Origin of the sequence: Butyrivibrio sp. (assembly GCF_017433805.1) — a bacterium.
GTDB lineage: Bacteria > Bacillota > Clostridia > Lachnospirales > Lachnospiraceae > Butyrivibrio.
This window is the reverse complement of sequence record NZ_JAFRGN010000031.1, coordinates 63,131-76,071: the sequence shown is the minus strand read 5'-3', so window position 1 is coordinate 76,071 and position 12,941 is coordinate 63,131. Positions and strand designations below refer to the sequence as shown.

9 protein-coding genes are annotated in these 12,941 nt (G+C 40.8%); 1 reads left to right on the top strand and 8 read right to left on the bottom strand.

Going from position 1 to position 12,941, the window contains the following annotated elements; all coding sequences use genetic code 11:
- The first annotated feature begins 241 nt into the window (after positions 1 to 241).
- Positions 242 to 586, top strand: coding sequence for a winged helix-turn-helix transcriptional regulator (locus IJI01_RS08130; RefSeq protein WP_292188488.1), 345 nt, complete (start codon positions 242 to 244; stop codon positions 584 to 586).
- Here the strand turns inward: IJI01_RS08130 and IJI01_RS08125 are convergent, their stop codons facing one another.
- From IJI01_RS08125 to IJI01_RS08090, 8 genes are all read right to left on the bottom strand, one after another.
- Positions 587 to 2,335 carry a CotH kinase family protein gene (locus IJI01_RS08125; RefSeq protein ID WP_292188485.1) on the bottom strand — a complete coding sequence of 583 codons (1,749 nt, stop codon included), beginning with the start codon at positions 2,333 to 2,335 and terminating at the stop codon, positions 587 to 589.
- Between the two features lie 53 nt (positions 2,336 to 2,388).
- On the bottom strand, positions 2,389 to 3,060 hold the full coding sequence (locus tag IJI01_RS08120; protein ID WP_292188482.1) for a DUF4956 domain-containing protein: 672 nt from the start codon (positions 3,058 to 3,060) through the stop codon (positions 2,389 to 2,391).
- Between the two features lie 35 nt (positions 3,061 to 3,095).
- Positions 3,096 to 3,797 carry a polyphosphate polymerase domain-containing protein gene (locus IJI01_RS08115; RefSeq protein ID WP_292188479.1) on the bottom strand — a complete coding sequence of 234 codons (702 nt, stop codon included), beginning with the start codon at positions 3,795 to 3,797 and terminating at the stop codon, positions 3,096 to 3,098.
- 171 nt (positions 3,798 to 3,968) lie between these two features.
- Positions 3,969 to 5,171: a BMP family ABC transporter substrate-binding protein gene (locus tag IJI01_RS08110; protein ID WP_292188477.1), complete on the bottom strand. Its 1,203-nt coding sequence runs from the start codon at positions 5,169 to 5,171 to the stop codon at positions 3,969 to 3,971.
- 3 nt (positions 5,172 to 5,174) lie between these two features.
- A complete protein-coding gene (locus tag IJI01_RS08105) occupies positions 5,175 to 8,825 on the bottom strand; it encodes an HD domain-containing phosphohydrolase (protein WP_292188475.1) in 3,651 nt (1,216 codons plus the stop codon).
- A 230-nt stretch (positions 8,826 to 9,055) separates the two neighbouring features.
- Complete coding sequence (locus tag IJI01_RS08100; protein WP_292188473.1) at positions 9,056 to 9,358, bottom strand: hypothetical protein; 303 nt, start codon at positions 9,356 to 9,358, stop codon at positions 9,056 to 9,058.
- 112 nt (positions 9,359 to 9,470) lie between these two features.
- A complete protein-coding gene (locus IJI01_RS08095; protein WP_292188470.1) occupies positions 9,471 to 11,117 on the bottom strand; it encodes a putative manganese-dependent inorganic diphosphatase in 1,647 nt (548 codons plus the stop codon).
- A 93-nt stretch (positions 11,118 to 11,210) separates the two neighbouring features.
- Complete coding sequence (locus tag IJI01_RS08090) at positions 11,211 to 12,941, bottom strand: ABC transporter ATP-binding protein (RefSeq protein ID WP_292188467.1); 1,731 nt, start codon at positions 12,939 to 12,941, stop codon at positions 11,211 to 11,213.

Genomic DNA, 12,941 nt, shown 5'->3' with positions numbered 1-12,941 from the left:
TTCTGTGTTAAATTCATTTTGAGAAACCTCCGGTTAGCATAAGATGTTTTTTCATCCGCCAAGATGAACACCTTTATCTTACTTTGAGGTTTCTTTTTATTCAATTGGCGTTATTTCTGAATTACAGGAATGCTCCTATTACATTCTCACTTGATTTTCTCAGCTGATACCCATATTATAGTTGGTATAAAAAGTATATCAAGTACGCAGATTATATGAACCTGGTAAGGAAAATGATACTATGAGTAAAATAGCGAAAAAAGAACCATTATGTGAAGAAATTGCTGGAAAAGGCTGTGGTCTAAAGAAAGTTTTGGACATTGTCGGTGGCAAATGGAAGATCATGATCCTGTGTGTCATCGATAACAAGGAAGTTGTGCGCTATGGTGAACTTAGCCGTGCCATTCACGGCATCACTAATACAATGCTGGCTAATTCATTAAAAGAACTAGAGGCTGATGGCCTTGTAGAGAGAAAACAATATAACGAGATACCTGTCAGGGTTGAGTACAATTTGACCAATAAAGCAAAAAGCCTCATCCCCATTCTTTTACAGTTAAAAAAATGGGGTGAGGACAATTTGTAATCAGTGACCTCCACGGTCTCTGTGTTCTTTTCTATTGCCAGATTTATCTTCTCCCGGACCGCCCATACCACCGCCCATGGAGCCAAGGTCTGACAATTTGATACTTGATGCATCTATAAGTGCATCAGAGTTCTCACTCTGCTCTGCGTCAGTTGAACCAATGCTGCCGTCAAGCTGACCAACAATACTCTGGCATCTGAGCTCAACGAATGTCTTCATTGTCTCAACGGCCTTCTCAAATTCTGAAGTTTCACAGAACTTGGTTGGATCTTTTTCTACGTAATCATGAATCATCTCATAAGTCGTACTGATGAGATTCTCAAGATATCCACTGGTATAGAACTGATCAATGAACTCCTGGAAATACTCGTGGTACTGCTCTGTATACGCATCACTTGAGATTATCCAGTCAAACATTGGCCTGTCTGTATCTCCATCTGTTATGTTCAGAGGATTATCTATCGGATCGTTGACAGCACTATCTGCATCATCTGCCTGGAATGTTCCATAAGCCAGGTTGTAATCCCAAGGGATCATGGTCATCTTGCCATCTTCCTCATAGAGGTAATAGTTATGGATCATACTGCCAGTATAACTGTCGCCGTTAACTACGAAGTTATGAACTACCATATATCTCATAAGTGCATCAACATCAACTGCTTCTGCAATTTCCTCGTCGTCTCCGTTTTCTATTCCCTCATTCAAAGCCTTGATAGCCTTAATAAGTCTCTTCTGATCCTGTGGGCTTGCTGCTGTCTTGGCACTGTTGAATATCGTAGAGTAGCTGTCCACGTCGTCATCGGTATATTTGATCTTGGCATCATCATTTCCAAAGCCTCCGAATCCACCTCCACCCGGGAAACCACCACCAGGGAATTCTCCCTTGTCGTCTCCTGAATCGGGGCCTCCTGGGAAGCCACCTGCAAAATCTTCTGAATTGAAATCACCTGATGGTTTGAAGTCATCCGATGGTTTGAAGTTTCCGAAGCCCGATTCACCAGAAGAATTCTCACCAGAAGCAGTTTCATCAGAATTGTCATTATTCTCAAATGGATTCTTCATGCCCATTTTGTCGAAGTCCATGTCACGCATATCGAAGTCGCCGCCGTTACCACGGCCGCCGCCCATACTCATGGTATCCGGCTTATACAGATCTCCGTAATTCTTGCCATAGTTTCTCTCAAGGAAGGACTCCTCTACTGCTTCTACAGCCAGGAACAATCCCCAGTCTTCGCCGTTTACAGTAACATAAGTGTAACTAACAAGCGGGGATGCCACGCCAAACTCATTCATGAGCTTGTAGGCAATATAATCCTTCATCATGGTGTAATCCTGGATAAGATTATTAAGACATAGCTTATCCAGTCCATAATATGTGTTATTAAGCTGATAGCTGTCAAATTCAATCTTTAAGCTGTATCTCTCACTACCTAGCTGCTCTACCGTTGAAAGAGATGTATTGCCCTTAGCTCTTAAGCCAACATTTTTAATAGTCTCTCCATCGATAGTTACGTTAACTGCTGTGTACTCCTCATTGGTAGCAGTCTCTAGAAACGCATCCCAGTCATCAATCTCGATATCAATGGAATGAACATAGCTGTCATCAAATAGCTTATCCTCATATCCCAGAGTCACCGAGTCATCTGCCACAATTCCCAGTTTACTGCCATTCATGAAAAGAGCTGTAACAAGCAGTGCAAGTATAGTGATGACGATACACACTCTGTCTATATTCTTGTGTGTTGACATCTTATCTCCTCATGTCATTTTAGTTGCTATATTTTGGCCATATACTATATCTTTTAGCCCATATACTCGCCGTTATAACTTACAAGTACTGCGCTGTTGACACCCTCAAGATCTGATAACTCATTTACAAAATCAGTATTATCTTCCTTAAGACGTACTTCGTAGTTGATCTCAAGATTGCCTTTCTGTGCGCTCTTACTCTTAACTACCATTCTCTGTGTCTTGGTCTTAATATAGTCAGATGCCTTAACTTCAGCATCGTGTCCATCACAATTAAGAACAATGATATAAGGCATAAGATGTGACTTCTTGTTCACAAAAACCAAAAGGAAAATACCAATAATAATGCTTCCGAATACTGCAAGAGTGATCATTCCAGCTGCAAGTACGATACCAACAGCAATTGACCAGAACAAAAATGCTATATCAAGTGGCTCTTTAATGGCTGTTCTGAAACGAACGATTGAAAGAGCACCTACCATACCAAGTGACAATACTACGTTGCTGGTAACAGCAAGGATTACAAGAGTTGTTATCATCGAAAGAGCTACAAGAGTTACTCCAAAGCTTGAGGAGTACATAACACCCTGATAGGTCTTTTTATAAATGAAGAATATAAACATACCAATTGCAAAGGCAAGAGCCATAGCAATAACCATGTCCAGAATACTGATGCTTGTAACATTCTCCAAAAAGCTTGATTTGAAAATATCTTTAAAAGTCATTTCTTTTTCTCCTTAAGTCTAATAATATTTTTGTCTCAATCGTAATATCCGCAATACCCTGGTTCTATCATTGGAAGCCTGCAGGCTTCATACTTGGAAAAAGAACCGGTTCTGGCGTGCGGAAGCTGTACCACATCTCTAATAATTCCAGGAAGATATTCATCCCACTTAACTTCCATGATGCGTATTCCCTGCGCTGCAGGAATAGTAATACATTCTGTATCAAGGAAATCTGTATTATTCAGCCCTGTCCTGATGTTGTAATCAAGTGTGACTCGCACATTACCAGGTCCAAAAATAAACGGCTCTCTGGTATAATCCACGATCACTTTAGGTTCAAGACGCTCTGAAACCATATGGAAATATAGCTCCCTAATAAGCTCTTTTTCCGAGTCCTTCATCCATCCTATATCGTCGTCCACAATCATCTTGGCTTCTGATTCAGATAAAGCTTCTGAAACCTTAAGACCAAGTCCCCCGACTTTGCATTTCTTTTCAAGATGGATTACAGACTTATCACCGTTATAGTACCTGATCCTAAACTTTGCTCTTCTGCTGACACCGCTTTGCTTTTCTATAAGAGCTTTATCACCCGGCGTATCAAAATACAAACTTCGTATCAGATATCTGCCATCTACAGCATGTTTATCAGCCTCTGCAACTGCCCGAAGCCTTTGCCTTATGGTGATCATATCCGAAATAGTGATGTCATGCTTAAGTTCATGTCGATATTTCACCTTGCTCTCCCTTCTTATAATGTCTTATCCGGACTTGTTCCTGTACAAGTCCTCTCTAGCTTACATAATGTTATGACACAAACCTAAATCAAGCCTAAAAACATACCTAAAAAATGTTTAAACAAAAAGAAACCTTCTACACTATGGCAGAAGGTTTCTTATTCTAAAAAGTCACTGTTTTTCTTCAACTATCGTGATAACATCGGATAAAATATAGTGAAATAGCGGATAAGATGTAGTCTCGTTTTCTACATAGCCTGTGCTAAGATCCAATGTATCTGAAGGATCTTCAGGGTTAACACCTGTATAATTCCCCCTGAAAACAAAACTATTATTGTTCTGAACGAACTGATCTATCGTTCCCTCCATAGCTTCCATGGTTCCCGGAGCTGCAACCTGCATGTTAAGGTCGATCATCTCAACCCATCCCTTTTCAAATCCTGCAGATATATCTGTTCCGTGAATATTGCCTTCCACAATTGTTTCTATAGGCTTATTTCTCATTACTGCATCCACTGCAGATAGAATATATGGTTCCCAGCATATTCTTGAAGTAACAAGGGAAGATGCCGGTGCAACCTCTGACATACTCTGATTATAGCCGACAAAATACACTTGTCTTCGAACAGATGCTTCTTCACAGGCAATTGCAGGGCCTATGGTATCAGTATGCTGAGAAATAATAACGCAGCCATCCTTTATAAGCTTCTGAGCGGCCTTTTTTTCATGCGCATAGCTACTCCAGGTATTGGTGTAGCTGACACGCATAACAGCATCCGGAACTACCGATCGAACACCCAGCAAAAAAGCTGTATATCCTGAAATAACTTCAGAAGTAGGGTAAGCAGCCACAAAACCAACAATAGCTTTATTTTCCGGGATTACGCCTTCAGAAATCATCTGCTTAATCTTCATTCCAGCTGCAATTCCACTTACATAACGTCCCTGATAAGCTTCACCCTTAAAGGTGTGATAATTCTCAGGAACCGTCTGATTACTCATATCCATGTAGGAGGTCTGACAGAACTGTGTATTCGGATATTCAGGTGCAAGTTTAACAACCTGCTCACTGTAGCCATTAAAGAAAATGATGTCACAACCTTCTGTTGCCAGCTCTCTAAGCGGCTCTTCCATCTCATCATCAAGTACATTGCTGCAGCTTAAGATTTCAACACGGCTTCCATACTCTTTTTCCAAGGCATCCTTTGCCAAAGAGAAATTGTAGGTGTATGGCGTGCTCTCATCATTATCATAGACGAATCCGATCTTAAGTGTGCTCTTACCACTGGAAGGATTAACAATCTTAAAGCATCCGAAGAAAACAGCCAGTACTACAATACAGGTTAATACTGTTGCGATATATATTCGCTTCATACCTTAGCTCCTTTCATCCGTTGCAGGTTTACTTTCTTTCTCTTTCATCTGCGCAGCCTGGATCTCTTTATCTTCCTTGTTTCTCCTATCAAGCTCCGCCTGTGCTTCCTTGCTCACCTCCTGAACCTCAGCCTGCTTCTGCGCATAAATTGCTTCCAGATCTATGACACCCTTATCAACCAGACGCAGGAACGCATCAAGTGCATCAGGATCAAACTGTGTTCCTCGGCCATTTCTCATCTCATTCATGACGTAATCTGTATCCATGTGATTACGATATACACGATTGGAGGTCATGGCATCAAAGGCATCCGCTACGCCAATGATTCTTGCAAAAAGAGGTATCTCCTCTCCCTTGAGACCATCAGGATAGCCTTTACCATCATATCTCTCATGATGGTATCTGGTTCCATCAACTACGTGATCAACAAGTGTAAAGTCCTTGAGGATGAAAGCACCACCAACGACATGGGATTTCATCTTGGCATACTCTTCATCTGTAAGTCTTCCAACCTTATTGAGAACGCTATCAGGAATACCGATTTTGCCGATATCATGCATCTGTGCAGCCTTGCGCAGATTAGAAAGTGCCTTATCTCGTTGCCACCACTTAAAGCAGTTCATCTCGCGGGCAATAAGAACCGAGTACTCAGCTACTCTCGATGAATGCTGACTTGTACGAATATCCTTGGCATCGACTGAATTAGCAATAGCCATAACTGTTTCGTTTGCCATATTGATCTTGATCTGCTGCTGATTAAGCTGTCTCTGGACGATAAGCCAGGTTGTCCAGATAAGAATCAGTGAAAAGATAACGATCATATAGGTTATAAAGCCTGGCTGCTCATAGAATTCACCAACTTTAATAAGCTCAAAGGTGCGCTCTTCTAAGACTTTTTCTCCAGCACTATCAAGGATTGCCAGATGGAAAGTATAATCTCCTGAAGGGACATTTAAGTAAATAATATTATTAAGACTGTTCTGAGGAACTATAGTCCACTGTGTATCATAGTCGTCAAGGAAATAGCCTACATTAGGCTCCTGAATAGTGTAGTTCAGGATTTCAGGTCCAAGTTCAATACGGCTTATACCGCGGCCAACTGTAATAGTTCCGGTTCTGTCCAGTGGCTGTGGAATGCCATCCAGCTTAACAGATGCAAGCTGCATTCTATAGGACCTTACGTCGCTGTTATATCTTTCTACATCAATGATATAAACTCCTGTATCACAAGGAAGGAATAGCTCGCCGTTACCATTGTAATAGTTCCAGGAATTAGCTGTAAGTGATGTTCCAAGACCTCTTCTGGCATCCAGAAGCTCCCAGGCAATCTCTCCGCCCTCAACGAGCTCATCTCTCTCTACTACGTAGATACCGGCACTGGACATAACAAAAAGTGTATCCTCATCCTTAACCCACATATCGTAGTTGTTAAAGTATGGGAACTTATCCAGTATACGAATAGTTCCATCAGGATCCATGTAGCACAGGCTGTTACTTGTTACAATAAACACTCCCTCTGACTTAGGGTCTTTTACCGTACGAAGGATAACTTCACTGCTAAGACCATCCTCACGTGTCAGCATATCTACAACCTTGCCATCCTTGAGAACTGCAATTCCATCACCATCTGTACCTGCCAGAATACTGCCATCGCTTCTCTCAGTCAGAGTCAGGATCATGGAGTTTATAAGGCCGTCCTCATTTTTAACAGTCTGTACAACCTTGTGATTCTTGATAAAGCTGATTCCTGTGTCTCCTGCTGCAAGGATTGTTCCATCAGAAATACCAGTAACGATACGAGAACGATTACCAAAGCTTCCATTCTCACTGTTGTATTCCCAGGAGGCTCCATTGGCAGCATACTCTATAAGTCCACTTCCATAGGTACATACCCAGAGATGATCATTATCATCTACATACATACACCTGATTCTTTTGCCCTCAAGCGCAGCTGTAAGATCATTTTCTATCTCTTTGTTACATTCTCTGTCTACAACATCAAGGCCCTTATCTGTGCCTATATAATATTCGTTTTGCCAGAAAACAATCGCATTAACAACGTTACGCTCCATACCAAGAGAACCGTATACATCCTTAAATGGAGACTTGGCAAGTCTCATAAGACCAAGTCTTGAAGATGTAAACCAAAGGTTTCCCTGATAGTCATAGAGCATATTGTCGATTGAGTTGTCAAACTCATTTGTATTAAGCTCATGGTAACCACCTGCATCAAAATATGTTACTCCGTTATCAGCGCAGACAAACATAGTCTTATCATCAACAAAGCATACATCGTTGATGCCCTGTGCATTTGAACTTGTTTTGACGTTTATGAGCTTAAGCTCGTGGTGTGTTACTTCGTAACTATAAATATGGTTAACTGAAGTGCCAACCATCAAAATACCATTAGGAGAAAATGTACAGCAGTTAAAGACCTCCTGCTCATCATTCATCGTAATTGAATCCAGAATCTTACCTTCTTCCATAAGGAAAAGGCGTCCATCCGAAGTTACGGCTGCCACATGTCCATCATCATCAGCTGCGATGCTGTCTGCATAGCTCACTTCTTCAAGAGTATCGTATGCTTTAAGTCCATTATTCATCTGCAGTATCTGAAGACTGCTGGTAGTACCAACGTAGTAGAAGCCATCAGCTGCACGAACTATACTTCGAACTGAATTGGAAGGAAGTCCGCTTGCTTCATCAATTACATTTACCACTTCCTCTCTAATTACGATAGAAAGGCCATTATCATTTGTTCCGATCCATAAACGGCCCTCTTCGTCTACATACAGACAGTTAACATTCTTAACTGATTCGTAGTCATCTATCCATCTGAATTCACGGCCATTATATCTATAAAGGCCAGCATAGGTTCCTATCCACAATACGCCGTCGTTGGTCTGGACGATATCGTTAGCTTCTCCACACGGAAGACCATTGTTACTACTATAGATACTCTGTACATAGTCGTTAAAATCAGCTGTATCCTGAGGTAATTCCTCTTTAGCAAGTGAATTAACCGGAGTTAAAAGACCTGTCAAAAGACACAGAATAATAATTGCTCCAGCAATACCACCCTTTCCCTCAGGCTGTTCTTCATCTTTCTGAGTCTTGTAAGCTCTTCGGATTACGATAGCAATATAGACAGCAGCTATTGTAAGAACCTTATCTACAAATTCAAGAAGAAGCTGTCCTAAGACACTACAAACAAAGATGGGCCATTCCCTTCCTAAAAAGTAGTTAATAACGCCATCTCCCCATTTATTTCCTGTATATCCATTGTCAAATATGATGTTTACCGGCACAGACACTATCAGCGCCGTAAGAACAGCAAAAGTAGCCGCTTTCATAAATCCATAGAACTGATCAAACCAGCCCTTTCTTGCTGCTCTTCCAATGATAATGCCAAGAGCTATGCTGGTGATTGAATAGGCTGCAGATAAAGGATTTATAAGCGAATACGCCAGATTACCTGTAAGGCCGACTATTGCCCCAGGTATTGGTCCGAGAACATACGCACAGAGCGCAGTTCCATAAGAATCCCCCCATATAGGCAGCTCAAGCCATGTTGTAAAGAATTTACCACCTATATTTATACAAAAGCATAGAACTACAAACAGTACTATTTTCCAGGTCTTCCAATCTTTCATACTAATATTTCCCCTCATGCAGATTAGCATATTAGAAGTACACAAAATATTTCTATACAATTAATTCTACGTTATTATATGTAAACAAATTATAAAATTACATTAATTTTTTATAACTATTTTATAACCTGGAGTCCTTTTTATGGCTAAATTTAGCCTTTTCACAATAAAAAGCAGACTAAAGCACTGCTTAAATGCTTTAGCCTGTTTATAATTACGTCTTTAATTGTTCAGATGGCGATATGTTGTTCGTCAAACGAGTCGAATAACCTCTTGCCATTAAACTTAGCATCTGTAACGTAGGTTTTTACGCCCTTTTTCCCAAGAACTTTTCTACCATACAAGACAAGATGAACTCTTTTATCCTCTGTCATGTACTCCTCTGTAACTTCATCCATGCTGTCACTCTTCTCAACAACACTTTTGAAATCAGACACAAAAGCCGGAATGATCACAGCTCCTATGCTCTGGCCCTGATTAGGACCATAAATCCCCATAATTTCGTGTAGCAAACGCATTCTCAGTTCGTCCATATACACACGCCCCCATTATTATATTTTTATACACGATATGCATGAAAAACCCGTCATTGATACTTCGTATCAAATCAGATTAATCATGCATATCATTGCATTTAAATACATATTACTGCTGAATTGTCTCAACTATGGAAGGAAGCAGCTGCTTCTTACGAGATACGACACCTGGAAGAACTGCACTATCGCCCTCTACATTAACTCCAAATGCAGAGCCAAGTGTATGCTGCGCCTTATTACCAGCAAATACGACTTCTGAAGATTCATCGATAATATTAGTAAGCATGAAGAACAGCATATCAAGGCCATCATCAGCTGTAACCTTTTTAAGTTCAGGCTGAATCTTCTCTTTGATCTCTGCAAGCTCTTCTGCGCTCATAGAATTGATCTGTCCAATTCCTATTGTCATATCATCAACTGTGAACTTCTTGAAATCCTGATGAAGAATTTCTTTAGCACTCTTATCACTAAGGTTTGATCCAGCATGGAACATCTCTTTAGCAAAAGACTCATATTCGACTCCTGCTATTTTCGCAAGATCTTCACCTGCTTTTTTATCGATATTGGTGCAGGTTGGAGACTTGAACATCAGTGTATCAGACAAAATAGCTGCAAGTAGAAGTCCAGCTATAGTCTTGTCAATCTCAACTCCGAACTCCTTGTACATAAGGTAGATGATAGTACATGTAGAGCCAAGAGGCTGGTTTCTGAAAAATACAGGACCGGCAGTCTCAATAGTACGAAGTCTGTGGTGATCGATGATCTCAAGTATCTCTGCGCTGTCAGCCCCGTTAACTGCCTGATTCTTCTCGTTATGATCCACCAGGATGAGCTGTTTCTTACGAGCACCGAGGAAGTTTCTTCGGCTGATCATACCAACATAGTGATCATCCTTATCAAGGACTGGGAAATATCTATGTCTCATCTGTGCCATGATTTCCTGAATATCTTCGATATAGTCATCCATATGGAAGCATACAAGGCCATCTTTTTTCATGACATGCTCGATTGGCATACTCTGATTGATAAGTCTTGCCACAATGAAAGTATCATGAGGAGTAGTGATTATCTTGGTTCCATGCTCCTGAGCCTGAATTCTGATAGTTCTGGCTACATCAGCACCTTCGCAGACAATGATACAGCCTGCATTCATCTCGATTGCGCAAAGCTGCATATCATATCTGTTACCAAGGATAACAACGTCGCCTTCCTCAATAACGTTCTCCATCATATCAGGGTTAGCTGCAGCTATAACAACTTTACCCTTTTCAAGAACGTCATCTATATCTCCTTCTATTAACTCTCCACCAAGAGTTTCAACAATATTTCTATAGCAGGTCTTAGCCTCTGAAAGAATCTTAGGATCGATTACATCCATGTAAGTCTCAACGATATCGTTGGTAGTAACAATACCATTAAGATCAGCGCCCTCTGTAACACAGAGAGTTACTACTCCTGCATCACGCATCTTGGACCAGGCATTCTTAAGAGAAAGGTTTCTGTCTATTCCATCCAGCATCCTTATCTCCATGTCTCTTACCTGTGTTCTGACATCCTTAACATAAGCAGGTGTTTCAACACCAAAGTGAGACAGTACAAACTGGGTCTCCTCATTGAGGTGTCCGGCTCTGCAGGCAATGTAATTGCCGCCTGTTATCTGTCTTTTCAAATTAGCATAGGTAATAGCTGCACAGATTGAATCTGTATCGGGATTCTTGTGTCCCATTACTATTATTGGTCTATCTTTATTTTCCATGAAATCTCCTAATACTCTACTCACTTCTACATCCTTATATCATATTAACGCATTAAGATGCAATTATGCCACATTTTTAAAAATATTTCCAACCTATGCAAACTGACTGTTATAAAGCTGATAGTAGAAGCCCTGTTTAGCAAGAAGCTGTTCGTGATTACCCTGCTCAAGGATATGTCCATCCTTCATAACAAGTATCACATCTGCCTCACGAATTGTTGATAATCTGTGGGCTACAATAAAGCTTGTTCTACCCTGCATCATCTTGTTAAAGGCCTTCTGAATTCTGATCTCTGTGCTGGTATCAATTGAGGATGTAGCTTCATCAAGAATCAACATTGGAGGAATGCTCAGCATAACTCTTGTAATACACAGAAGCTGCTTCTGGCCCTGAGACAAATTACCTCCGTTCTCGGAAATAACTGTATCATAGCCGTTTGGAAGTCTCTTTATAAAGCTGTGAGCGTGAGAAGCTTTGGCAGCCTCTATTATCTGCTCATCACTAAAGCCCTCTCTTCCAAGTGTGATGTTATCTCTGATGGTGCCGTTTCGAAGCCATGTCTCCTGCAGCACCATTCCAAAGTTCTCTCTAAGGTCGCCTCTTCTAATATCTCTGATATCATTGAGATCAACCTTGATGCTGCCCTTATCTACATCATAGAATCTCATGAGAAGATTAATAAGTGTTGTCTTACCACTACCAGTTGGTCCTACGATTGCTACTCTCTGGCCCTTCTTGATATCAAGGTTAAGGTCTTCGATAAGCTTTTTATCCTTGTCATAGGAGAAATCAACGTTCTCTAAGAGAACATCTCCGCTAAGCTTAATGTCCTGTGGCGCAGACTCTTTATCTGCTGTCTCAGGTTTTTCTTCTATAAGGCTGAATACTCTCTGTGCGCAGGCAAGAGCATTCTGAAGCTCAGTAATTACGCCTGAGATCTCATTGAAGGGCTTAGTGTACTGGTTAGCATAACTAAGGAAGATTGTAAGTCCTCCTATAGTCATTCCACCTGCGATGCAGGCAAAAGCTCCAAACAGAGCAACCGCGGCATAAACTATATTGTTGATAAATCTGGTTCCAGGATTGGTAAGTGAAGAAATAAATGTGGCTTTAATGCTGGCTGTTTCAAGCCTGTCATTGATTCCATCAAACACTTCCATATTCTCATCTTCATGAGCAAAAGCCTTAACAACTGAAAGATTTCCAACCATCTCGTCTATAAAGGAAGTCTGATCTCCACGTGCTTCACTCTGAACCTTGAAAAGCTTAAAGGATCTGTCTGCGACAAACTTAGCTACAAAAAGAGAAAGCGGAGTCAGCACAACAACTACGATTGCTATCTTGAAGTTCAGATAGAACATGAACACCAAAGTTCCAACGATAGTCACAACTCCTGTAAAGAGCTGAGTAAAGCCCATAAGTAATCCATCAGAAAACAGATCAACATCTGAGATAATCCTTGAAACTATATCTCCTGTCTGCTTGGCATCAAGATACTCGAATGGAAGTTTCTGAAGCTTCTCAAAAGCTTCTGTTCTAACGTCTCTAACTACAGAAAAAGTAATCCTGTTATTAGCTTTATTCATTATCCACTGACATATAGAAATAAGCGCAACACTTACTGCCATATTTGTCAGTATCTTAATTACTGTTTCAAAATCTACATTTCCCTGTCCTACAACATGGTCAATTGCACGTCCTGCCAGAATAGGCACATACAGTGACAAAAGAGCTGTCACAATGGCAAGTGTCATGGAAACAAAAATAAGGAAACGATATTTGCCCGCATATCTCAGGACTTTTTTAAGTGTACCTTTTTTCAT